Origin of the sequence: Croceicoccus gelatinilyticus, from assembly GCF_018398395.1 — a bacterium.
Lineage (GTDB): Bacteria > Pseudomonadota > Alphaproteobacteria > Sphingomonadales > Sphingomonadaceae > Croceicoccus > Croceicoccus gelatinilyticus.
Genome location: NZ_JAHCBF010000001.1, coordinates 364902 through 388794 on the forward strand (window position 1 = coordinate 364902; position 23893 = coordinate 388794).

At 64.2% G+C, this 23893-nt stretch carries 24 protein-coding genes; 14 read left to right on the top strand and 10 right to left on the bottom strand.

Features of this window, described 5'->3' with window-relative positions:
- The first annotated feature begins 16 nt into the window (after positions 1–16).
- The 5 genes from KIH45_RS01970 (at position 17) to cysS (ending at position 5634) form a co-directional block, all read left to right on the top strand.
- Complete coding sequence (locus KIH45_RS01970; protein WP_213174308.1) at positions 17–697, top strand: DUF4197 domain-containing protein; 681 nt, start codon at positions 17–19, stop codon at positions 695–697.
- Positions 698–860: 163 nt separating this feature from the next.
- A complete protein-coding gene (fsa, locus tag KIH45_RS01975; protein WP_213174309.1) occupies positions 861–1514 on the top strand; it encodes a fructose-6-phosphate aldolase in 654 nt (217 codons plus the stop codon).
- A 21-nt stretch (positions 1515–1535) separates the two neighbouring features.
- Positions 1536–3359, top strand: coding sequence for a cobaltochelatase subunit CobT (gene cobT / locus KIH45_RS01980; RefSeq protein ID WP_213174310.1), 1824 nt, complete (start codon positions 1536–1538; stop codon positions 3357–3359).
- Positions 3356–4018, top strand: coding sequence for a nitroreductase (locus tag KIH45_RS01985; RefSeq protein WP_213174311.1), 663 nt, complete (start codon positions 3356–3358; stop codon positions 4016–4018). Before cobT ends, KIH45_RS01985 begins: the two co-directional genes overlap by 4 nt.
- A gap of 125 nt (positions 4019–4143) precedes the next feature.
- Complete coding sequence (cysS, locus tag KIH45_RS01990; RefSeq protein ID WP_213174312.1) at positions 4144–5634, top strand: cysteine--tRNA ligase; 1491 nt, start codon at positions 4144–4146, stop codon at positions 5632–5634.
- Between the two features lie 125 nt (positions 5635–5759).
- On the opposite strand, the gene KIH45_RS01995 is transcribed toward cysS, so the two are convergent.
- On the bottom strand, positions 5760–6665 hold the full coding sequence (locus tag KIH45_RS01995; protein ID WP_225899584.1) for a YihY/virulence factor BrkB family protein: 906 nt from the start codon (positions 6663–6665) through the stop codon (positions 5760–5762).
- A 118-nt stretch (positions 6666–6783) separates the two neighbouring features.
- Between KIH45_RS01995 and KIH45_RS02000 the strand changes: the two genes are divergently transcribed.
- Together KIH45_RS02000 and KIH45_RS02005 are read left to right on the top strand one after the other, a co-directional pair.
- Positions 6784–8442, top strand: coding sequence for an acetolactate synthase large subunit (locus KIH45_RS02000; RefSeq protein ID WP_337925380.1), 1659 nt, complete (start codon positions 6784–6786; stop codon positions 8440–8442).
- A 24-nt stretch (positions 8443–8466) separates the two neighbouring features.
- Positions 8467–9903 carry an aldehyde dehydrogenase family protein gene (locus KIH45_RS02005; protein WP_213174314.1) on the top strand — a complete coding sequence of 479 codons (1437 nt, stop codon included), beginning with the start codon at positions 8467–8469 and terminating at the stop codon, positions 9901–9903.
- An 88-nt stretch (positions 9904–9991) separates the two neighbouring features.
- Here KIH45_RS02005 and KIH45_RS02010 read toward each other — a convergent pair whose 3' ends face one another.
- Complete coding sequence (locus tag KIH45_RS02010; protein WP_213174315.1) at positions 9992–10363, bottom strand: hypothetical protein; 372 nt, start codon at positions 10361–10363, stop codon at positions 9992–9994.
- Complete coding sequence (locus KIH45_RS02015) at positions 10353–10562, bottom strand: hypothetical protein (RefSeq protein WP_213174316.1); 210 nt, start codon at positions 10560–10562, stop codon at positions 10353–10355. The genes KIH45_RS02010 and KIH45_RS02015 overlap by 11 nt, the downstream gene beginning before the upstream one ends.
- Positions 10563–10658: 96 nt before the next feature.
- Here KIH45_RS02015 and KIH45_RS02020 point away from each other — a divergent pair, with 96 nt between their 5' ends.
- From KIH45_RS02020 to KIH45_RS02050, 7 genes are all read left to right on the top strand, one after another.
- The gene (locus KIH45_RS02020; RefSeq protein WP_213174317.1) at positions 10659–11327 is read left to right on the top strand and encodes a S24 family peptidase; all 669 of its coding nucleotides are present in this window, start codon (positions 10659–10661) and stop codon (positions 11325–11327) included.
- Positions 11328–11382: 55 nt separating this feature from the next.
- Entirely contained in the window at positions 11383–12054 is a 672-nt protein-coding gene (locus KIH45_RS02025) for an MBL fold metallo-hydrolase (RefSeq protein WP_420481918.1), read from the top strand.
- A gap of 182 nt (positions 12055–12236) precedes the next feature.
- Entirely contained in the window at positions 12237–12416 is a 180-nt protein-coding gene (gene rpmF / locus KIH45_RS02030; protein WP_066558963.1) for a 50S ribosomal protein L32, read from the top strand.
- A 33-nt stretch (positions 12417–12449) separates the two neighbouring features.
- Positions 12450–13496, top strand: a complete 1047-nt coding sequence (gene plsX, locus KIH45_RS02035) for a phosphate acyltransferase PlsX (protein ID WP_213174318.1) — start codon at positions 12450–12452, stop codon at positions 13494–13496.
- 5 nt (positions 13497–13501) lie between these two features.
- Positions 13502–14482, top strand: coding sequence for a beta-ketoacyl-ACP synthase III (locus KIH45_RS02040; protein WP_213174662.1), 981 nt, complete (start codon positions 13502–13504; stop codon positions 14480–14482).
- A 156-nt stretch (positions 14483–14638) separates the two neighbouring features.
- Positions 14639–14935 (top strand): integration host factor subunit alpha, encoded by a 297-nt coding sequence (locus tag KIH45_RS02045; RefSeq protein ID WP_066765906.1) that lies wholly within the window; start codon positions 14639–14641, stop codon positions 14933–14935.
- Positions 14936–14938: 3 nt separating this feature from the next.
- The gene (locus KIH45_RS02050; RefSeq protein WP_213174319.1) at positions 14939–15433 is read left to right on the top strand and encodes a MerR family transcriptional regulator; all 495 of its coding nucleotides are present in this window, start codon (positions 14939–14941) and stop codon (positions 15431–15433) included.
- Here KIH45_RS02050 and KIH45_RS02055 read toward each other — a convergent pair whose 3' ends face one another.
- The 7 genes from KIH45_RS02055 to crtY all read right to left on the bottom strand — a co-directional run bounded on the left by KIH45_RS02055 (position 15434) and on the right by crtY (position 23831).
- Complete coding sequence (locus tag KIH45_RS02055) at positions 15434–15985, bottom strand: SixA phosphatase family protein (protein ID WP_213174320.1); 552 nt, start codon at positions 15983–15985, stop codon at positions 15434–15436.
- A complete protein-coding gene (locus KIH45_RS02060; protein ID WP_213174321.1) occupies positions 15982–18759 on the bottom strand; it encodes an ATP-dependent DNA helicase in 2778 nt (925 codons plus the stop codon). Before KIH45_RS02060 ends, KIH45_RS02055 begins: the two co-directional genes overlap by 4 nt.
- A gap of 70 nt (positions 18760–18829) precedes the next feature.
- Positions 18830–19459, bottom strand: a complete 630-nt coding sequence (locus tag KIH45_RS02065) for a hypothetical protein (RefSeq protein WP_213174322.1) — start codon at positions 19457–19459, stop codon at positions 18830–18832.
- A gap of 80 nt (positions 19460–19539) precedes the next feature.
- Entirely contained in the window at positions 19540–20154 is a 615-nt protein-coding gene (locus KIH45_RS02070; protein ID WP_337925381.1) for a thermonuclease family protein, read from the bottom strand.
- A 10-nt stretch (positions 20155–20164) separates the two neighbouring features.
- Positions 20165–21133 (bottom strand): phytoene/squalene synthase family protein, encoded by a 969-nt coding sequence (locus tag KIH45_RS02075; protein ID WP_213174323.1) that lies wholly within the window; start codon positions 21131–21133, stop codon positions 20165–20167.
- A gap of 5 nt (positions 21134–21138) precedes the next feature.
- Complete coding sequence (locus tag KIH45_RS02080) at positions 21139–22644, bottom strand: phytoene desaturase (protein ID WP_213174324.1); 1506 nt, start codon at positions 22642–22644, stop codon at positions 21139–21141.
- A complete protein-coding gene (gene crtY, locus KIH45_RS02085; RefSeq protein ID WP_213174325.1) occupies positions 22641–23831 on the bottom strand; it encodes a lycopene beta-cyclase CrtY in 1191 nt (396 codons plus the stop codon). The genes KIH45_RS02080 and crtY overlap by 4 nt, the downstream gene beginning before the upstream one ends.
- Positions 23832–23893 lie beyond the last annotated feature (62 nt).

The window sequence follows — 23893 nt, forward strand, 5'->3', positions numbered from 1 at the left end:
AACAGGAGTTGTCGTCATGAATCTGCCCCCCGCCACCAACCGCCGCGCTTTGCTTGGCGGTCTTGGCCTGTCCGCCGCCGCCCTGACCCTGCCGGGCTGCGCCTCCTACGGCGGCTTCAGCTTTACCGAGGCGATCCGCCGCTTGCTGACCCTGTCGTCGACCCGCGCGTTCGACCGCTTGCTGGCCGAAAACGGCTTTTACGAAAGCCAGGTCGCACGGCTTCAGCTTGACCAGTTCCTTGGCGCACGCGGCGGCATCCTGTCCTCGATCCTGACATCGGGCATCGTGAAGGACCGCCTGTTCCGTGGCCTGGCCGACGTTGCCGCCACCGGCGCAGAGCGTGCAGCGCCTGTCGTTGCGGACACGATCCGCATGGTCGGCATCCAGAATGCCGCCGCGCTCATCTCCGGCCAACCGACTGCGGCGACAAGCTTCCTGCGAAACAACATGGGCCAGCGGCTGGTCGAGGTCATGGTGCCCGAAATCGGCGATGCGCTCGATCTCGTGTCCGATCCCGTCGTCGGCCCCGCGCTGTCGGCGCTGGCGGGTACGAACCTGCAGAATGTCGTCTATGGACTGACCGATGTTGCCGAAGAGACGATCTGGACCGAGATGGGCAACGAGGAAGCCTATATCCGCGAAAACCCGCGCTCGACCAACGATCCGGTCCTGATCGGTGTCTTCGGCATCGCCTGACCGGGTTTACCCCGCGTAATCTTCGAAATCTGGCACGCTTGCCGGTTGCAATGTCGCCCTCGCGACGGCAAGGCAGGCCACAATCAATCGGGTCATTGCGTCCGCCCGGCTTACCCCAGCCGGACGGGCCGCGATGACAGCCAGAACAGTAGCGAGCGCACCCATGAAATTCTTCGCCGACACCGCCGAAATCGCCGACATCAAGGACCTGGCCGCGACCGGCCTGCTCGATGGCGTCACCACCAACCCCTCGCTCATCGCGAAGTCGGGCCGTGACTTCATGGAAGTGACGAAGGAAATCTGCGACCTCGTCGACGGTCCGGTCAGCGCCGAAGTCGTCGCTCTCGATCACGAGACGATGATGAAGGAAGCCGAAGTCCTGCGTAAGATCGCGGACAACGTTTGCATCAAGGTTCCGCTCACGATCGACGGCCTGAAGACCTGCAAGGCGCTGACTTCGGATGGCACGATGGTCAACGTGACGCTCTGCTTCTCGGCCAATCAGGCGCTGCTTGCCGCGAAGGCCGGCGCGACGTTCGTGTCGCCTTTCGTCGGCCGCCATGACGACAACGGCGTCGATGGCATGGATCTTATCCGCGACATCCGCCTGATCTACGACAACTACGCGTTCGAGACCGAAATCCTCGTCGCTTCGGTGCGTCACGTCACGCACGTGCTTGAATCGGCGCGCATCGGCGCCGACGTGATGACCGCGCCGCCCGCCGTCATCAAGAACCTCGTCAAGCACGTCCTGACCGACAAGGGTATCGAAGGCTTCATGGCCGACTGGGCCAAGACGGGCCAGTCGATCCTGTAAGCAACTGACGAAGCGCACGATTTGGCCGACCAGTCTCCTCTCGACAAGTTCCGCTCCGCGCTGACCGCCGCGTCGCGCGCCGTTTCGCGTGAGGCGGAGCTTGAGATCAACTGGACTTCGGAAACGCCGAACCAGGCAGGCAACGTCGTGCGCGTGCCGATGCCGGGCCGCAAGCTGGAAGCAGGCCCCGTCGCCGCCGCACGCGGGGTGGCGGACAGCTTTGCGCTCAAGACCCGGCATCACAACGCGGCACTGCACCGCAAGTCGCGGCCCGTCGAACCGATCGCAGGGCAGGTTTACGACACGCTCGAACAGGTCCGCTACGAGGCGCTGGGCGCGAATGCGATGCAGGGCACACGCGCCAATCTTGCAGCCGCGCTCGACCGTCGTCTCGCCAGCGACCCGATCCTGCGCGCCGACAACCGCGAGGACGTGCCGCTCGCCACCGCGCTGGCCCTGCTGGCGCGCGAAGCGCTGACCGGCGAGGCTCCGCCTGAAAACACGCAGGCCGGTCTCGAACTCCGCCGCGCGGGAATCGAAAGCGCTATCGGCGACGATTTCGCGCAGCTTGCCGAAGTGCTGGAGGATCAGAAGGCTTTCTCTCAGAAGATGCTCGGCCTTCTCGAACACCTTGAGCTCGTGGCGAGCGAGCCTGAGGACGCGTCCGAGGACGACAGCGGCGACGAACCCGAAGGCGAGGACGAGACTGAGAGCGAGCAGGAGGAAGAGCAGCCCAGCGATTCGGATGGCCGCATGGAAGCCGCGCCGACCGAAAATCCCGACGGCGAAAGCGAGAGCGAGGAAGGCGAGGCCGAGGGCGAGGACGGCGACAGCGACTACGAACCGGGTGAGGGCGACCAGGAAGGCATGATGCCGGTCCGGCCCAACCGTCCGTGGACCGAGATTCCCGACGACTTCGACTATCGCGCCTTCACCACCGATTTCGACGAGATTATCGGCGCGCAGGACCTGTGCGACGAGGAGGAGCTGACCCGCCTGCGCACTTATCTGGATGCGCAGTTGAAGGGGCTTCAGGGTGTCGTGACCAAGCTCGCCAACCGGCTGCAGCGCCGCTTGATGGCGCAACAGAATCGGTCGTGGGACTTCGACCAGGAAGAAGGTCTGCTCGACGCCGCGCGTCTGGCCCGCGTCGTGATCTCGCCCGGCCACTCGCTGTCCTACAAGATCGAGCGGGACCAGGAATTCAAGGACACGATCGTCACGCTGCTGATCGACAACTCGGGCTCTATGCGCGGGCGGCCGATCTCGATCGCGGCGATCAGTGCGGATGTTCTGGCCCGGACGCTGGAACGTTGCGGCGTGAAGACCGAGATCCTCGGCTTTACCACCCGCGCATGGAAGGGCGGCCAAAGCCGCGAGCAGTGGCTGTCGAAGGGCAAGCCGCAGAACCCGGGCCGCCTCAACGACCTGCGTCACATCGTCTACAAGCAGGCGGACGAGCCCTGGCGCCGTGCGCGCCGCAATCTCGGCCTGATGATGCGCGAAGGGCTGTTGAAGGAAAACATCGACGGCGAGGCGCTGATGTGGGCGCATTCGCGGATGCTGGCGCGGCCAGAGGATCGCCGCATCCTGATGGTCATATCCGACGGCGCGCCGGTCGACGATTCGACCCTGTCGGTGAACAACGCGGGCTATCTTGAACAGCACCTTCGCAAGGTGATCGAATGGATCGAGAAGAAGAGCCCGGTGCAGCTTGTCGCCATCGGCATCGGCCATGACGTGACCCGCTATTATCGCCGCGCGGTGACGATCATGGATGTCGAGCAGCTTGGCGGCACGATGATCGAACAGCTTGCCGGACTATTCGAGGACGACACCAAATGAATGTGAGTGAAGCCGTCGCCAGCCGCCGGTCCGTCCGTGCGTTTCTGGACAAGCCGGTCGATCTCGAATTGGTTCGCTCGATTTTGGATCGCGCCCGCATGGCGCCGTCGGGCTGCAACTTCCAGCCGTGGCGCGGCACCGTGCTGTCGGGCGCGAAGCTGCGCGAAGTGCAGGAGGCGATGGCGGCAAGCGAGCCGCAGGACCCGATCGAATATTCGTGGTCGGAACCGGAAAAGTCCGAAATCCACTTGAAGCGCCTGCAGGAACTGGGCGCGCAGTTCTATGGCGCGATGGAAATCGAGCGGGCCAACAAGACCGCCCGTGCCGATTTCGCCCGCCAGAACATCTATTCTTTCGGCGCGCCGGTCGTTTTGATGGTCCATTTCGAACGCCTGATGGGCCCACCGCAGTGGTCCGATGTCGGCATGTGGCTGCAGGCGATCATGCTGCTGTGCCGGGAAGAAGGGCTAGATACCTGTCCGCAGGAATGGATGGCGCTCTATGCTCGGCTCATCAAGCAGCACATCGGCATTGCGGACGAGGAGCAGATCCTGTTCTGCGGCATCGCCATCGGATACGGTGACCACTCGGTCCCGCTCAACCAGTTCGAGCGTACCCGCGTGCCGCTCGACGAGCAGATCCGCTTCCTTAGCGAATAAGCACTGTTTGGCATCGACAGCTACGTGCGGGTGTCGATTGCCGGTGCTTGAAATCGGCGTCCGGTGACAGGCGAGCCCCGCTCGGTGCTTGACCGGGATCGCCTTTCATGGGCACAGGCGCGCCCATGACCGAGACTGCCGATCACCCGCTGACCCTGTTCAATTCGCTGACGCGCAGCGCCGAGCCTTTCGTGCCTGTGCACGCGGACGAGGCGCGGGTCTATTCCTGCGGGCCGACGGTCTACAACTACCCCCACATCGGCAACATGCGCGCCTATGTCTTTGCCGACACGCTGGGCCGCGTGTTGACGTGGAAGGGTTACGACCTGACCCATGTTATCAACATCACCGACGTCGGCCACCTGACCGACGATGCCGATGCGGGCGAGGACAAGATGGAGAAGATGGCGGCGGCCAAGGCCCAGTCCATCTGGGACATCGCGCGCCATTATACCGAGGCGTACTGGGCCGACGTGAAGGCGCTGAACATCCGTCAGCCTGCCAAGTGGACGATCGCAACCGACTACATCGACGAGATGCTGGAGTTCGCGAAGCAGATCGCGCCCAAGCACTGCTACGAACTCGATAGCGGGCTCTATTTCGATGTTTCGACCGTGGCCGATTACGGCAGGCTGGCGCGTGCGGTGACCGAAGAGGGCCCAGAGAATGAACACGCCCGGATCGAGGCGGTGGACGGCAAGCGCAATGCCGCCGACTTCGCGATCTGGCGCAAGACGCCCGTGGGCGAGAAGCGCCAGATGGAATGGGACAGCCCCTGGGGCAAGGGCGCGCCGGGCTGGCATCTCGAATGCTCTGTCATGAGCGGCAAGGTGCTGGGCTTTCCTTTCGACATCCACACCGGCGGCATCGACCACCGCGAGATCCACCACCCGAACGAGATCGCCCAGAACCAGGCGTTCTGCGAATGCGGTGCGCTTTCCGACGCGGCCAATTCGGGCGCGAACGTCTGGATGCACAACAACTTCCTCGTCGAGCGTTCCGGCAAGATGAGCAAGTCGAGCGGCGAGTTCCTTCGCCTGCAATTGCTGATCGACAAGGGCTATCACCCGCTCGCCTACCGGATGCTGTGCCTTCAGGCGCATTATCGCAGCGAGCTGGAATTCAGCTGGGAAGGGCTAGGCGCGGCGCTGGTGCGGTTGAAGCGGCTTCTGGGTTCGGCGCGGAACCTGCTCGAACTGGTGACCGATGGGGCGACGCTGGATTCGGTGCGGGCGACGGTCACGCACCAGAAGCTCACGCCGCTGGTCGACAAGTTCGATGCGGCGCTGTCGGACGATCTCAACACCGCCGTCGCGCTGACCGTGCTGGAAGAGGCGGTCGCGGTGAAGAAGGTCGATCAGGAGCAGAAGGCGTCGCTTGTCGGCGCGATGCTCTCGGCGCTCGGCCTGCCTCTGGTACCGCGAGAGGAGTTCCGCATCCGGCCCAAGGGCGCGGTTGTCGAGGAAAGCGAGATCGAGGACGCGATGGAGCGGCGAAAGGCTGCCCGCGCGGAAAAGGATTTTGCCGCCTCGGACGCGATCCGCGACGAACTTGCCGCCAAGGGTGTCGAGGTGATGGACGGCGATCCGCTGGGTTGGGAGTGGCGCTTGAGCTGACCGCGCCGAAGTAAGGGGCGCACCGCGACCCGCAGCTTCGAAGCGAGATCAGCCACGGCCGGCCGGCGGGCCGCAAGGTCCGTTCGACGTCACGGGATTTACTCCCGCGACGGCCTCGCCTTGGCTTAAACCGTGGGAAGATCAGGCGTATCGGCGCGTTCGATAAGAGTGACGTCCGTCTCCGCTCCGATCAGGATCACGTAGCTCGTCAGCCAGAGCCACGTCAGCAGCACCACGACACCGCCCAGCGCACCGTAAGTCGCGTTGTAGCTGCCGAAATTCGACACGTAGAAGCTGAAGGCCAGCGTCAGAAGCGCCGCCATGACGGCAGCGAAAATCGAACCGGGCGAAAGCCAGCGTAGCGGCGGTGTCTCTGCCGCCGGGCCGTAGCGGAACAGCAGGGCAATCGCACTGGCCATAACGACGATCAGCACAACCCACGTCGCCAGTTGGCCGAACAGCGCCACGACGGCATTGTCGGGGGCGACCAGCGATTGAAGCGCACCGAACGCGGCCATGCCGGCGAACAGCACGACCGATGCGATCGCACCGCCGACCGTGATCGCAAGCGCGACGAGGTTCTTGCCCAGAAAGCCGCGGCCTTCCGGGCACCCGAATGCGACGTTTAGTGCGATGATCATCGATCCTGCCCCGTTGCGCGCACCGAACAGCGCAAGGGCAAGCGATACCAGCAGGCCGATGCCTTTCGAACTGTCGGATCCTTCGACCAGCGATTCAAGCTGGCCCTTGATGATTTCGGCGGCAGAGGCGGGAAGGCTGCTCGACAATTCGGCGACGTGGCGCGCGACGGTCGCCGGATCGGCCAGCAGGCCGTACATCATAACCACCGCACCCAATAGCGGCACCATCGCAAGGAACAGGTAGAACGCGACGCCGGCCGCGATCAGTCCCATGTTGTGCTCGCTGGCCCGCGCCCAGCCGCCCTTGATCACCGAAATCCAGTCTTTCGGCGATAGCCCCGTGGGCGAACTCTTGCGGTTCAGCCCCATGTCCCATGTGCGCTCTGTCATCGTCCTATCAAAAGCGTGCATTGACGATCAGTTCCGCGATTGTCGTTATGCGCACGCGGACGGAGGCCCTCAATCCAGTGCCTTCACGACAGTGTCCACGGTGAGAGGGGAGTGCCAGGTGGCAGCCGAAAAGAAGAAAGCATCCGATCTGTTCATCGAGTGTCTCGAGAACGAGGGCGTCGAATATATCTTCGGCGTGCCGGGGGAAGAGAATCTCGATTTCCTCGATTCCCTGTCGCGGTCCAAACAGATCAAGCTGGTGCTGACCCGGCATGAACAGGGCGCAGGGTTCATGGCTGCGACTTATGGCCGCCACACCGGCAAGACCGGCGTTTGCCTTGCAACGCTTGGCCCGGGGGCCACGAACTTCGTGACGGCGGCTGCCTATGCCCAGCTTGGCGGCATGCCGATGATGATGATCACCGGGCAAAAGCCGATCAAGAAATCGAAGCAGGGCCGTTTCCAGATCCTCGACGTCGTGGCCATGATGGGCCCGATCACGAAATACGCCCACCAGCTGGCCAGCAGCGACAATATCCCCAGCCGCGTGCGTGAAGCCTTCCGTCTTGCCGAGGAGGAAAAGCCCGGCGCGGTGCACCTCGAACTGCCCGAAGATATCGCGGAGGAGCAAACCGAGAGCCGCCCGATCAAACCCAGCGTCGCCCGCCGCCCGAGTGCGGAGCCCAAGGCCGTGCGCCTTGCCGTCGCGGCACTGGAAAAGGCCAAGGCCCCGGTTTTGGTGATCGGTGCCGGCGCCAACCGGAAGATGACCGGGCGGATGCTGCGCCAGTTCGTGGAAAAGACCGGCATCCCGTTCCTGACCACGCAGCTTGGCAAGGGCGTGATCGACGAACGTCACCCACTGTTCCTTGGCTGTGCGGCGCTGTCGGCGGGTGACTTCGTGCACCGCGCGGTCGAGGATTCGGACTGCATCATCAACGTCGGGCATGACGTGATCGAAAAGCCGCCGTTCTTCATGAAGGACGACGGTGTCACGGTCATCCACGTTTCGACCAAGACGGCCGAAGTGGACCCGGTCTATTTCCCGCAGATCGAGGTGATCGGAGACATCGCCAACGCGATTTGGCAGATGAAGGAAGACATCGTGCCGTCTGGCGCTTGGAACTTCGATCACATGCTCGCATACCGCCGGGCGGAGGTCGAACATAACCAGCCGCTCGCCAATGACACCCGCTTCCCCATCTTTCCGCCCCACCTTGTCCAACAGGTGCGCGCAGCGATGCCGGAAAACGGGATCATCTGCCTCGACAACGGCATCTACAAGATCTGGTTCGCCCGTGGGTACACGGCCTATCTTCCCAACACCGTCCTTCTGGACAATGCGCTTGCATCAATGGGCGCAGGGCTGCCCAGCGCGATGATGAGCGCGATGCTCTATCCCGAACGCAAGGTCATGGCGATCTGCGGCGATGGCGGATTCATGATGAACAGCCAGGAGATGGAGACCGCTGTGCGGTTAGGGCTCGACCTCACGGTTCTGATCCTTCGAGACGATTCCTACGGCATGATCCGCTGGAAACAGACGAACATGGGTTTCGAGGACTGGGGCCTGACTTACGGCAATCCCGATTTCGTGACTTATGCCGAGAGCTACGGCGCGAAGGGTCACCGTGTCGAAAGCTCCGACCATCTGAAGGAAGTGCTGGCCCACTGCCGCGACACGCCGGGCGTGCACGTCATCGACTGCCCGGTCGACTATAACGAGAACGACCAGATCCTGAACCACGATATCAAGGAACTCAGCGCGAAGCTGTGACTTTGTTCAGGACCGGAGGAACACGTGACCAAACTCAAAGACACTTATCCGCTCTACCTCAACAACAAGGCGGTGCAGCCCAACACCGACCTGGCCGTGACCGACAAGTTCACTGGCGAGGTTGCATTCCGCACTGCACTGGCGACGCCCGACATCATTGACGAGGCGATCGCCGGCGCGACCCGCGCGGCACCGGCCATGGCCAAGCTTGCCAGTTACGAGCGACAGGGCATTCTCGACCACTGTGTCGCGCGGTTCCGCGAACGGTTCGATGAACTGGCCTATGCGCTGTGCATCGAGGCGGGCAAGCCGATCAAGGACGCCGAGGGTGAAGTCACGCGCCTGATCGACACCTTCCGCATCGCGAGCGAGGAATCGACACGCAACTACGGCGAAGTCCAGCCGCTGGACATCTCGGCCCGTGCCAAGGGGTACCTCGGTATCTGGAAGCGCGTTCCGATCGGTCCGTGCAGCTTCATCAGCCCGTTCAACTTCCCGCTCAACCTTGCCGCGCACAAGGTCGCGCCGGCTATCGCCATGGGCTGTCCCTTCGTGATGAAGCCGGCCAGCATGACCCCGCTGGGCGCGATCATCATGGGTGAAGTGCTGGCTGAGTGCGACGTCCTTCCCGAAGGCGCGTTCTCGATCCTTCCGGCCAGCCGCGACGGCGCGGACCTGTTCACGACGGATGACCGCCTGAAGCTGCTGTCCTTCACCGGCAGCCCCGAAGTGGGCTGGGCGCTGAAGGCGAAGAGCGGGAAGAAGAAGGTCGTGCTCGAACTCGGCGGTAATGCGGCGGTGATCGTCGACCACGACGCCGATCTCGACCATGCGCTTGAACGGATCATCTTCGGGGCGTTCTATCAGTCCGGCCAGTCGTGCATCGGCGTGCAGCGCATCGTCATCCACGAAAGCATCTATGACGAGTTCCGCGAGATGCTGGTCGCCAAGACCAAGACGCTGGTCGCAGGCGATCCCAAGGACCGCGATACCTTCATCGGCCCGATGATCTCGGAAAAAGAGGCCAAGCGCCTCGACGACTGGATCCAGTCTGCGGTCGAAGCTGGCGGCAAGCTGCTCGTTGGCGGCAAGCGCGATGGCGCGATGCTGGAAGCGACGCTGCTGGAAGACGTACCCGAAAATTGCGAAGCCGTGCGCGAGGAGGCTTTCGGACCGCTCGCGATCCTTTCCAAGTTCAGCGATTGGGACAAGGCGCTGGCCGAAGTCAACGACAGCAAGTTCGGCCTTCAGGCAGGGCTGTTCACGCGCGACATCCACAAAGTTCTGGACGCGTGGGACGAACTGGACGTCGGGGGCATCGTTGTGAACGACGTTTCGTCTTACCGTGTCGACAACATGCCCTATGGCGGCGTGAAGGATTCCGGCCTTGGCCGCGAGGGCATCCGCTTCGCGATGGAAGACATGAGCGAAATCCGCAACATGGTCATCCGGCGCGCCTGAAGCGTGCCATGCACTGAGGTCCGCCAAAAAAGGACCGAGTAAACCCAGATGCAGGCGGTGGGGGCACGTACCCCCACCGTCCCTTGCATCAGCCTTCTTCCAGCAACAACAGCTCGACCTCGACCCGCATGACGGGTTCGGGCAGCATCGCGTGATCGACCGACAGGACCTGCGCATCGGCGACGAGCTGGCCGGGGATGACGAACTCGTGATCGGGAAGCTCGGCGATCATGCGCTCTCCCGCCTCGACCGCGGCGCTACCCGAAAATGCCAGCGACAGCGTGTGACGCGCCCCCGCAAACGTGATGCTGGCCCAAGGCACTTCGCGGTGGATGACGACTTGCCCGTGTCCCGATGCCAGCGCACGCAGGGCGCCTTCGATGCGTTCGGCGGGGTAGCGGCGGGCGCTGCGGTTGCCGCGGATGGACGGGGCGGCGGCGGTGGACTGGTCAGCGAACATTGATCGGCTCCTGCTGGCTGGGAAGTGTCGGGGCATAATTGTTCATGAAATGTTCCACCCGTATCACCATGCGGCGACGGGGTTCGCGGCCATTGCGCATGTCGAGCACAAGGCGCGGATCACGCACAGCCAGACGTCCGAACTTGGTTGCCGGCATGCCCGTCCGGCGAAGGAATTTCTCTATTTCCCGAAGCAACAAGGCGACCCTCCTGTTTGATTCGCTGTAGGAATAATCCTTAGCTGCCGGTCCAAATCCTACTTATCTAGGAAAAATACATCGTGTAGGAACTGGCGCATGGTTAATGATCCGGCACGAAACAGACTGGTCGAACTGGCAGAGCAGCGGGGCACTTCGCTTTCTGCGCTGTCGAAGCTCATCGGCAGGAATACGACCTACCTTCAACAATTTATAAAGAAGGGCAGCCCGCGAAAGCTGGAAGAGAACGACCGCCGCACGCTGGCCCAGTTCTTCGGCGTGGACGAATCGGAACTGGGCGCGCCGGACGGTGCGGATAATTCCTACGTTGCTGCAAAAACCCCGCGAAAGAGCTGGATCGCGATACCCCGGCTGGCGCTGGGCGCATCGGCTGGGCCGGGGGCACTGGCAGAAGACGACGCGCCGGTCGGCCACCTCGGCTTTTCCGAAGGCTGGCTGCGCGAAATGGGCCTGACCCCCAATGCCCTGACCGCGCTGTCGGTGGCGGGAGATTCGATGGACCCGACCCTATCGGACGGCGACGAAATCCTCGTCGCCCGCGCCGAGGCTCAGTACGGCGGCCGCCTGCGCGACGGCATCCACGTCATCCGCCGCGACGGCACCTTGATGGTCAAACGCTTACTTTTTGAACGCGAAGGCCAAGTCTCGGTGATCTCGGACAACAAAGCGTATCCCTCGGACGCGAATGTCCCGCTGGAAGAGGTCGAGGTGCTGGGCCGCGTCGTGTGGAAGGGCGGGCGGATCTAGTAGCGCCGGCCAGCACCGCTTGCATTCCCCCGCCGCGCCCGCCACATCCTTTCGCATGAGCGAAATGACCAACGAACCTTTGATGCGGGCCGCTATCGTGCCCGTGACGCCGCTTCAGCAGAACTGTTCGCTGATCTGGTGCACGAAGACGATGAAGGGCGCCGTCATCGATCCGGGGGGCGATCTGCCGCGGATCAAGGATGCCATCGCCAAGGCGGGGATCACACTGGAAAAGGTGCTCGTCACGCACGGGCATCTCGATCACTGCGGCAATGCGGGGGTTTTCGCCAGGGACATGGGCGTTCCGATCGAGGGGCCGGAGGAGGCTGACCGGTTCTGGATCGCGCGGCTGGACGATGATGGTCCGCGCTGGGGGATGGAGGCGAGCAGCTTCGAGCCTGATCGCTGGCTCAAGAACGGGGACAAGGTCACGGTGGGCGAGCTGGAGCTCGATGTCGTGCATTGCCCCGGCCACACGCCCGGCCACGTCGTGTTCTATCACGCGCCCAGCCAGTTCGCGGTTGTCGGCGATGTCCTGTTCAAGGGGTCGATCGGGCGCACCGATTTTCCCATGAGCAATCACCAGGACCTTATCGATTCGATCACGCAGCGCCTGTGGCCGCTGGGCGATGATGTCACTTTCATTCCGGGTCACGGGCCGATCAGCACCTTCGGGGCAGAGCGGCAGACGAACCCGTTTGTCGCGGATATGGCACTCAAACAGTAGACTGCCCTTGCGCTAATCCGAAAAAACGCTATAGCGCGCGCCTTCGCCGCACCCCCCGTGCCGCAAAGCGCGCGCCCCGGTCCGCAGTGGGAAAGAACTTCCCGATGTGGGCTTGTGCCGTGCCGGAGGCTGGACTAGGGCGGCACGCAAAGATCGTCGTTATTGATTGAACAGGTGCCGAAATGGCTGTCCCCAAGAGAAAAGTTTCGCCGTCCCGTCGCGGTATGCGTCGCGCACATGATGCCCTCAAGGTCGAGGCGTTCCACGAATGCCCGAACTGTGGTGAGCTCAAGCGCCCGCACAACCTTTGCGACGCTTGCGGCCATTACAACGGGCGCGAGATCGTTTCCGTCGGGCTCTGATCGCCCGAGAAGACACTTGCTAGGACGTAGACCATGAGCTTGCCGCGTATCGCAATCGACGCGATGGGCGGCGATCATGGCGTTCGTGTCATGATCGAGGGTGCCGCGCTTGCGCGTCGGCGCCACGATCGCTTCAAGTTCCTCCTCGTCGGTGACGAGGAGCGGATCAAGCGTGCGCTCGACAATCACCCGAACATGCGCGGCGCGTCGGAGATTCTCCACGCGCCCGAAGCCGTCTCGGGTGATGAAAAGCCGACACAGGCCCTGCGCCGTGCCCGCAAGACCAGCATGGGCCTTGCGATCGACGCGGTGAAGAAGGGTGAGGCCGGTGCTGCCGTTTCGGGCGGCAATACCGGCGCGCTGATGGCGATGGCCAAGCTTTCGCTGCGCACGATGCCCGGCATCGACCGACCGGCTCTGGCCGCACTGATGCCCACGTTGGGCGATACCGACATGGTCATGCTCGACCTTGGCGCGAACACCGATTGCGATGCCCGCAACCTGGTGCAGTTCGCGATCATGGGCGCGGCCTATTCGCGCATCGCCACGGGCCTTCCGGAACCGCGCGTCGCACTGCTCAACATCGGGACCGAGGAAATCAAGGGCACCGATGTCCTGCGCGTCGCATCCGAAAAGCTGCGCGCGGCAGACCAGCGGCTGGCGATGAGCTTCGAAGGCTTCGTCGAGGCCGACAAGATCAACCGCGGCAGCGTCGACGTTGTCGTGACCGACGGATTTTCGGGCAACATCGCCCTGAAGGCCGTCGAAGGCGCGGCGCGTTTCGTGACGGACCTGCTGAAAAGCGCGTTCCAGTCCTCGCTGCGTTCCAAGGTGGGCTTCCTGGTCAGCCGTCCGGCGACCGAATTGCTGAAGCACCATCTCGACCCGAACAATCATAATGGCGCGGTCTTTCTCGGCCTCAACGGGGTCGTGGTGAAGAGCCACGGGAGCGCCAATGCCAAGGGCGTTGCCAATGCCGTTGCGGTAACGGCGCGCCTGCTGGAGGAAGACCTGATCGAGCGTATTTCTGCCGACCTTGCACGCGGCACCGAAGACAAGACAGCGGACACCGCCGCGTGAGCGACATGATCCGCCGTTCGGTGGTGCTCGGCTCCGGCTCGGCACTTCCCAAGCGCTGCGTGACGAACGCCGATCTGGCAGAGCAGGTCGAGACGAGCGACGACTGGATCGTCGAGCGGACCGGCATTCGTCAGCGCTATATCGCGGGTGAGGGGGAGACGACCTCGACGCTCGCCGCCGATGCATCGCGCAAGGCGATGGAGGCGGCTGGCCTGACTGCCGACGACATCGACATTATCGTGCTGGCGACCGCCACGCCGGACCAGACTTTCCCGTCCACTGCCAGCAAGGTCCAGCATGACCTCGGCTGCAAGAACGCCTTTGCCTTCGACGTCGCGGCGGTCTGCTCGGGCTTTCTCTATGCGCTCGGCACAGCGGATTCGCTGCTGCACCGGGGCATGGGCAAGCGCGCGCTGGTTATCGGGTCGGAGACGTTCAGCCGCATTCTCGACTGGGAAGACCGTACGACTTGCGTCCTGTTCGGTGACGGTGCGGGTGCGATGGTGCTCGAACTTCAGGAATTTCCCGCAAGCGAAGCGGCAACCGCGCGCGGCGTGATCGATACCAAATTGCACACCGATGGGGAGCATAACTGCCTGCTTTACGTCGATGGCGGTCCGTCGACGACGCAGACCGTAGGCAAGCTGCGCATGAAGGGCCGTGAGGTGTTCCGTCATGCCGTGGTCAACCTCGCCAACGTGCTGACCGAAGTGCTGGAAGGCACCGGTTACGAAGCGTCGCAGATCGACTGGGTCGTGCCGCACCAGGCCAATGCTCGCATTCTCGACGCCACGGCGAAGAAGCTGGGCCTGCCCGCCGAGCGCATGGTCAAGACCGTCGAAATGCACGCCAACACTTCGGCGGCATCGGTGCCGCTCGCTTATGACGTGGCGGTGCGCGACGGGCGAATCCGGCCCGGCGATCTCGTCATGCTCGAGGCGATGGGCGGCGGGTTTACCTGGGGCGCGAGCCTGCTGCGCGCCTGATCAGGGCCGCAAATCAGCCCCATTCTGGCGCGAAATACCCCGAAAGGGGTGGAATGTGCCTGTTTTTGCCCGATTTTCATTTGTTACTGCGGCGATGCTGTGAAATAGTACCTGTCTGGGTCGCAGCTCTGGGGGCAATAAGGGGGATAGGACAAAATGCGTTCTGTCGGAACTCTCACGCGTGCGGATCTTGCCGATGCCGTCCACCACAAGGTGGGCCTCAGTCGGTCCGATTCACTGACTATGGTGGAATCGATTCTGCGCCTGATGTGCGATGCCATGTCTGATGGCGAAAACGTCAAAATTTCCGGTTTCGGAACGTTCCTCTTGCGCGACAAGGGCGAACGGATCGGCCGCAATCCCAAGACCGGCGTAGAAGTGCCGATCACGCCGCGCCGCGTGATGACCTTCCGCGCCAGCCAGATGCTGAAGGACCGCGTCAGCGGGGTCTAAGCGATGAGTGACGGAACGCAGACGCAGGACAGTCTTTTCGAGGACGGGAAAGACCCGCAGGCGTTCCGCACGATCGGCGAGGTATCGGCCGCTCTCGACATAAAGCCGCATGTGCTGCGCTATTGGGAAGAACAGTTCCCGATGCTGCGCCCCGTAAAGCGTAGCGGCGGGCGGCGTTACTACCGCCCCGGTGATGTCGAACTTCTGCAGAAGATCGATCGCCTGCTCAATCAGGACGGCTACACGATCCGCGGCGCGGTGAAGGCGATCGAGGACGAGGGCAAGGCCCCGCCGAAACCCGCCGCTGCCCCTGCGCCCTCTGCCGAGATGGTCGAGAAGCTGCGCGGCGCCGTCCGCACGCTGGAGGAAAGCACCAGCGAAACCGCTCCCGCCGCTTCGGAGCCGGAGCCTGCGCAAAGCCGGACGGAGGACGTCCTGCTTCATGCAAGGCTGCGTTCTATCAGGGAAAAGCTGGCCTCGGCCCTGATCGAAGGCTGATCAGTTCGCCATTTCCGGGCCCAGCGTCGGGTCCAGGTCGCGCGGACGCTTGAGGTCGACCAGACGGGCCTTGGCTCCGTCGATCTCCGACCAGTCGTCGATATCGAATTCGAGCACCGCGAAAGCGCCGGTGGGAAACTTCACCGCCACCGCATCGCGCAGCGGCGAGGAACCGTCGTCGGGCACGTGGTCCAGCACCGCGTCCTCAAGCCCCGGATTGTGTGCGACGAGCAGGATGCTGTCCTCGTCCCCTGCAAGATCGGTCAGGACGTCGAGGATCGAATCCGCCGTGGCGAGATAGAGGCGGCGGTCCTCCACCCTGTCCACCGGCGCGGCCTTGCCCATGGCGTCGAGCGCAATGGCCAGCGTTTCCTGAACGCGGACGGCGGGGCTGGCGAGGATGCGGTCGAATGGTGCGACCTTGGTGCCGATATAGCGGCCCATCGCCTCTGCCGCCCGGCGGCCCTTGGCGTTGATACCGCGATCGAAGTCATAGCCTGCGGGCTGATGCTCTTCCGATTTCGCATGGCGCAGGAGACCCAGGCGTTTCAAACGTCGCTTTCCCTTACGTCTTGTTGATCTTGAGGCACGGAACAGGAAACACCCCGCTGCAACATTTGTAAAGCATCGGCAAGTGTCGTGCGCGTGACAGGTGTCCCATCGGGGAACGCGGAGAGCAGGCGCGAGGGGAAGGCGGCGGACAGCACGACGAAGGCGCCGCTGTCCCCGCGCGACCGGATCAGCCGCCCGAAAGCCTGCGCCAGACGTGCACGCACGATGGCATCGTCATGCGCCTGCCGGTCGGCCCGCTCCCCCCCCGATGCCGCGCGGCGGGCGCGGTGCAGGATCGACGGCTTGGGCCAGGGAACCTGCTCCATGACCACGAGGCGGAGAGAATCACCCGGCACGTCCACCCCGTCGCGCAAGGCATCGGTGCCGAGCAATGATGCGCGCGGATCGTCGCGGAAGATATCGACCAGCGTACCGGTGTCGATCGGGTCGACGTGCTGCGCAAACAGCGGCAGGCCCGAACGCGCCAGCCGGTCGGCAATGCGGGCATGAACCGCGCGCAGGCGGCGGATCGCGGTGAACAGCCCCAGCACGCCTCCGTCGCTCGCCTCGATCAGCTGGCCATATGCGGCGGCAAGGCCCGCGATGTCGCCCTTCTTCACGTCGGTCACGATGATGACTTGCGCCTGATTGGCATAGTCGAACGGACTGGCCGCTTCGGAAATGCGCGGGTTAAGCCCGATGACCGACGCGCCCGAACGCGCGACGGCGCGGTCCCAGTCGGGGCCTTCGGGCGAACGGTCGCACAAGGTCGCGCTGGTCTGCAGGACGCCGTGGGCGGGTTCCAGAACGGTCGCGGCAAAGGGGCGCATCGGGTCGAGCCAGCGGCGGTGGATGGCTATGTCGAACTCGCGCGCCTCGGCCCGTTCGACCGAGAGCCAGTCGACGAAATCGGGATCTGCCGGCCCGCCGAGGCGCGCCAGCAGCGCTTCCCACGCGGTCAGCGCATCGATGCGCCACGACAGCGAATGACGCGCGCCTTCGACGCGCTGACGGCCCTGTGGGTCCAGCCAGTCCGGCGGGTCTTCAAGGATTGCTTCAAGCCGGGTGCCAAGCTTCATCAACGGCTGTCGCAGCGCGGCAAGCGCGTCGCGGGCTTCGGATGCGGCCTCGATGAAGGGGCCGTCGAGGTCGACTGCCTCGGTCTCCAGCCCGTAACCTGCCTCGCTCCCCGCTTCGTCGCGGGCGTAAGTCATGCGGCGGACGGAGGCGAAAAGCTGTTCGAGCGGGCCCCACGGCTCGCCCTCGTTGATGCGCCCCAGCCAGCCGTCCGATGGCAGGCCAGAAGCAGCCTCGCGCGCGGCGGTGATCGCCTGTTCGCCCGCTTCGTCATAGCTTGCGACATCGGCAAGACGCGCAGCAAGTCCGCGCCTGCGGCCCTTGGACTTGCCTTCGGGGCCGATGACCCAGCGGCGCATCTCGATCGCCTCGCTGCCCGACAGGGCGACGGCGAATGTCGAATCGGCGGCGTCGAACAAGTGGTGCCCTTCGTCGAAAACGATCCGGCTGGGGCGTTGCTGGCCGTCGCGTTCGCCACCCCGCGCGGCATGGACCATGACGAGCGCGTGGTTCGCAATGACCAGATCGGCATGGGCCGACTGGCGCGCGGCGCGTTCGATGAAACACTTCTTGTAATGCGGGCAGGCGGCATAGACGCATTCGCCGCGCCGGTCGGTCAGCGCGGCAAGCCCGCGCCTGCGGAACAGCGTCGGCAGCCAGCCGGGCAAGTCGCCGCCGACCATGTCGCCATCCTCGCTATAGGCCGCCCATCGCGCCACCAGCTGCGCGAAGATGCCCGCGCGGTTCTGGAAACCACCTTGCAGCGCGTCTTCAAGGTTCAGCAGGCAGAGGTAGTTCTCACGCCCCTTCCGCACGACTACGGCAGGCGTCTGGCGTTCCGCGCCTTCTGTATCCGGCCACGCACGGCGGCTTTCGCGGCGAAGCTGGCGTTGCAGCGCCTTGGTGTAAGTCGAGACCCAGACCGTCCCTTCGGCCGCCTGCGACCAGAGCGAGGCGGGGGCGAGGTAGCCCAGCGTCTTGCCGACGCCCGTCCCTGCCTGTGCCAGCACCATGTTCGGGCGGCCCTTTTCGGGGCGCGGGGCGAAGACGTGGGCGGCTTCCTGCGCATAGTCGCGCTGACCATCGCGCTTTTCGGACCCCTCGCCGGTCAGCGTGTCGAGGCGGGTGACAACATCTTCGGGATCGAGCGCAACGTGTTTCGGCTGGGCGCGGGGCGGGAGTTCTTCCCACTCGGGCAGCTTGGCGAAGAGCCAGCGTTCGGCCCGCTCCGGCTTGCGCACATGGGGCGCGAGGATGCCCGACCATGGCCACTTCTGCCGGGCGAGCGATTGCAGCACCGACCAGGCGCCTTCGCGTTCGGGCCAGCCCTCGGCCTCGCACCGCTCGAACAGGCGCGCGGCGGCGCGGGCGAGCAGGATGGGCACTTCGCCTTCGTGTTCGGGCAAGGGCAGGTCGAGCGCCTGTGCCAGCCCCTTGGGCGTAGGCACCACGAAGCGCGCCGGATGGACGAAAGCATAGAGTTCGAGAAGGTCGAGCCCCGACAGTTCTGGATAGCCGAGGCGGCTGGCCACCAGCGGCGCGTTCAGCATCAGAAGCGGGGTTTCCGCCGCCGCCATAATCGCTTCCCCGCGCGACAGGGCGCGCACATTACCTGCAGCATCTGACAGCCAGCAGCCGGAATGGCTGGCATGCAGTGCGGGAAGCGGCACGGGTTGGGGAAGGGGGGCAGACGCCATGCTTCCCAGATAGGGAAGCGAAGCTGCAAGGCCAATGAGCGCGTCCGGCTTAACCCCCGACGATCAGGCCTTATGCGGCGCGAGCAGGCGTAGGTTCGGGCGCGTCGGCACCGACGCAGCAATCGCAGTCCGACACGTCGAGCGTCAGGTGCGCGGTGACCTGTGCGTCGATCTCGTCACCAAAGTCCGATTCGAGCGAGCGGCGGACAAGCTTGGCAACGACTGCCGGGGCGTCGTGGCCGGTGTGGTCCTTGCCGTGGACGAAGCCCGACACGTGCATCCACTGGTGCATCAGGTGCGCGGCCATGTTCACGCGGTCGCCCGCGCCCATGCACAGGGCCACGAACCAGCGCGCGGTGCGAATGGGAAGCGTGCCGAGGCGCGTGCGTCCGATGACGGGATGGGCACTTTCAGGGCCGTCCATGTCTTCGACCGAGATCGCGATGTCGAGCGTATGGTCTGCCGTCTTGCCGCATTCGCGGCCATGAACGATGCGGTCCCAGATCTGGTCGCCGTCCATGTCCTTCACGCCGCCATGCAGGCTCTGCCAGCCGGTAAAGCCGTATTCGGCCTGGCGGACGGAACCGCCGAAGCCGGGGCTACTGACGGCCTTGCGCAAAAGGATCACGCTGTCCTTGATGAAGCGTTCCTCGGCGTCGGTCGCGCCGGTGATCTCGTGTAGTTGAACATCCACAGTCATGATAGGCCAACGCCTCTTCCGCGTCAGGGGTTCCACCCGACTCACAAGATTTACAGTAGCGAAGAATGGAAAACGGCCGATTAACACCAGCCGCTACGTCTGCCTTGCCAGTTTTCAGCCAATCCCTCGGCCACGAGAATATCGCCAAGCGACTGACCACCGCGCGTGATGCGGCGCAGTTTGCGGCCATATCGGTCGGTTTCTTCCGGTCCGGCCTCAAGGCTGAAGGGGCCGTCATTCAAAAGCTGAAGCATGCGCTGCGTTGCCGCCCGGCCCAGCGCGAGTTCGCGGTCGCACTGCGGGTTCGAAATTTCCGGCGTGTTGATGTCCAGCACGCGGATCTTGTCGCCTGCGAACCAGATAGTATCACCGTCGACGACGCAGTTCTGCCGGTTGCCGCCATCGCAAATCCCGAAGCTGGCCGAGAGGGTGTCTTCCGGCCCCGCGACGGGGGCGGTGGTCGGCGCCGTGTCCGTCTGGATAGCGATGGGACCGTAGCGCATAGTTAGTCCGGTACCGATCAGAATCACCGACACGAAAGCAAGCGCGACGGCCCACCAGTTGACCTTTCGCTTGGGTTTCGGATCATTCCAGAACTTGAGCGTCGGACCCTTGGACTTCGGTCTTCGAAACGGGATCGTTTTGCCTCGCCTGTCCTTCAGCGGCGTCGACCGGAACGGCTTCTTGAAACTCACGCCCCTGGCCTCATCGGGCAGCCTTTCGGGCGCGCTCCTCGAAGTCGCGGCGGGTGAGGGGGCGTTCCTTCGCTTCTTCGGCGCACGACGCGGGCGGGGCACGAAGGCTGGCGGCGCCTGCTCCGAAAACGTGGCCCAGTTTTTCGAAGCGGCTGGTGAAGGCGCGGTGGTCCCAGCCGTGGACACCGGCCTTTTCCACTTTGCGCGCGATTGAACCGTAGATGCCCGTCGCCGACAGGATCGCCCAGCGGCTGCGCAGCGGCAGGCGGGCGGCACCGATGCGCGCCGACGCTTCATAGGCGCGGGCCATCAGGCAGGCATCGTGGACCATGGCGACGAGTTCGGCGCGGTACATCGGCTTCATGTGCTGGCCGGGTGCAATGTCGGCCTCGACCAGCCATTCGACCGGCAGGTAGCAGCGGCCCGCCGCGTCATCTTCCCACAAGTCGCGCACGATATTGGCGAGCTGGAACGCGATGCCGAGATCGCATGCCCGGTCGAGCGTATCCGCGTCATCATCGGGCACACCCATGACCTTGGCCATCATCACCCCGACTGCGCCTGCCACATGGTAGCAGTATTGCAGCATGTCGGCCTCGCTACGCGGCCGCCAGTCGTCGGCGTCCAGTGCAAAACCTGCGATCACGTCGTCGCACATCTCGGCGGTGAGGCCGCATTCGCGTGCAACCACAGCCAGCCCGTCGAACGAGGCATCGCCCGTTTCAGAGCCCGCCAGCGCCAGCGCGGTGCGTTCGCGGATCGTTGAAAGGCGCGCCGCCGCGTCCGACTGGTCGCCCAGTTCGCCGCCCATGTCCTGCGCATCGGCAAGGTCGTCCGCCGCGCGGCACCAGGCATAGAGCAGCCAGACGCGTTCGCGCGTCACGCGGTCGAACAGCATCGATGCGGCGGCAAAGCTTTTCGATCCGCGCGCGATCGTATTGCGGGCGTGGGCAACCAGTTCGTCGCGATTTTTCGGCAAGTGGATCAGCCCTTCGAAAGATCGGAAATCATCAGCCGCGCAGTCGCCCGTGCAGAGCCAACGACGCCGGGAATACCCGCGCCCGGATGGGTGCCCGCGCCGACGAAATAGAGATTGCCGATCTCGTCATCGCGGTTGTGCGCGCGGAACCATGCCGACTGCGTCAGGACGGGTTCGAGGCTGAAGGCGGAGCCCATGTGTGCCGACAGGTCGGTGCCGAAGTCGGCGGGCGTGTAGTGGAACTTCGTCACGATCCGCGAATGGATGTCGGGGATCAGGCGGCGGCCCACTTCGTCCAGCACCCGCTTTTCAAGCTCCGGCCCGACCGTGTCCCAATCGACACGAAGCTTGCCCATGTGCGCCACGGGGACGAGGGCATAGAACGTGCTCATCCCCTCGGGCCCCATCGACGGGTCGGTGACGGTGGGATGGTGCAGGTAGATCGAGAAGTCGCGCGGCAGGACGCCGGACTTGTAGATGTCGTTCAGCAGCCCTTCGTAGCGCGGGCCGAACAGGATCATGTGGTGCGGAATGCCGGGCCATGCGCCCTCGACCCCGAAATGCACGACGAAGAGCGACGGGCTCCACCGCTTGCGCGACAGGGACTTTGCGACCTTGCCCCCGCGCCGGTTGGTCGAGAGCAGGTCGCGGTAAGTGTGCATGAGATCGGAATTGGCGGCGACCGCGTCGAACCGCTCGCTCCACCCGCTTTTCGTCGTCACGCCCTTGGCGCGGTTTCCGACGGTGTCGATGCTGACCACCGGATCGCCCAGCCGGACCGTGCCGCCAAGGCGTTCGAAGTGCTTCACCATCGCCGCGATCAGCTTGTTCGTGCCGCCCTTCGCCCACCAGACGCCGCCGTCCTTCTCCAGCTTGTGGATGAGGGCATAGATCGCGCTGGTCGACATCGGGTTGCCGCCGACGAGCAGCGTGTGGAACGACAGAGCCTCGCGCAGTTTCTCGTTCTTCACGAACTTGGACACGATCGAATAGACCGAACGCCACGCCTGGTATTTGGCGAGCGCCGGGGCGGCCTTGATCATGTCGGAGAAGTTGAGGAACGGCTTGTGCCCCAGCTTCAGGTAGCCTTCGGTATAGACCCCTTCGGAATAGGCGGAAAATTCCTCGTATCCGGCCACGTCGTCGGGGTTCAGCTTGCTGATCTCTGCGGCAAGCTGCTGAAGGTCGTTCGAATAGTCGAACGTCGTCCCGTCGTCCCACTGCAGGCGGTAGAAGGGCTTTACCTCCATCAGTTCGATGTCGTCCGACATCTCGTGATCGGTCAGCCGCCAGAGCTGTTCCAGGCAGTCGGGATCGGTGATGACGGTGGGGCCAGCATCGAAAGTGAAGCCGTCCTTTTCCCAGACGTAGGCGCGGCCGCCGGGCTTGTCGCGGGCTTCGATCACCGTGGTGTCGATGCCCGCCGACTGCAGGCGGATGGCAAGCGCGAGGCCGCCGAAGCCTGCGCCGATAACGGCGGCGCGGCGGGTGGGCTGGCTATTTTCTGTCATTTCTTACCTCTAAGCGGCCCCGGGGCACCGTAACCGGCGAGCACCGAAGCGGCTTTCAGAACGGGAACGGGGGGCTTCCCGGCCAGCACGCGCAACTTGTCGAAGAGCGTGCTTTCACCAGCGTAGAAGCGTTCCACCAGCGCTTCGTCAAGTGCGTAGAACCGCTGCAGTACCTTGTACCTGTCGCGCGGCTGGGCCGCACCGAACAGCATACGGGCCAGCAGGCGATAGAACCCCCCGCTGCGCCAGTGGGCGGCGGCATGGGCATCGGTCAGCGCGGCAAGGCTGGCACTGTCATGCGCCTCCGCCCCTGCGATCAGGCTGGCAAGGCGCACCGCGTCAGGCAGGGAATAGCTGGTCAGTGGCTGGAACAGTCCGGCGCGAACGCCTGCCTGCGCGACACCCGGAACGGCATGGGCGCGGAACTTTGTAAAATCGCCGCCGGTCACCACAGGCAGGACGCCCGTTTCCTTGCGGGTCTTTTCGACCACGGTCCATCCGCGCCCCTCGGCATAGTCGTCGATCCGCCCGAACAGAGTTTCAGCGTCGAGCGAGCGGCTATCGCTGTAATAGGTGTCCTCGACGAAAACCTCATCGGCGGAGAAGGGCAGGACATAGACGAAGCGGTAGCCGTCCTTCTGCTTCACCGTTGCGTCCATCACGATCGGGCGCGTCATCTTGTGCGGGGCGGCGAGGCGCAGCGTCACGCCTGCAAACTTCTGCCAGCCGCCGTGAAGCTCTGCCAGCATATCGCGGTTCAATCCGCGCGCGTCGATCACGCCGTCCGCATCTATTCGCGTACCGTCGGCCAGCGCGATGCCTTGCGGGTCGAGCGCGGTGACGGCGGTACCGGTAAAGACGGCTTCTGCCGGAAGCGCTTTTGCCACGGCAGCGGCAAGGTTTTCCGACGGGATCGACCGGTATGGGGTCGCCAGCGTCCGGCGATAGGCGGGAAAGCGCACGTCATAGCCGTCGTTCCAGCGCGCGGCGGCCAGCCCTTCGACCAGTTCGCGGTTTTCTTCTGCGATGTCGGTGGCGAAAAAGGACCAGACGTGATTGCCGCCGATGACGGGGCCTGCCTCTACCAGCGCGACGGACAAGTCGGGCCGCCGATCGGCCAGCATCAGCGCGATCAGCGATCCGGACAGGCCTCCGCCCGCAATCGCGATGTCGTATCGATTGGCCATTCCCGTCTCGTTTGCATGGGTCTGCGGACCTGCGCAAGGTTCCTGCAAGTGCTGTCCATACC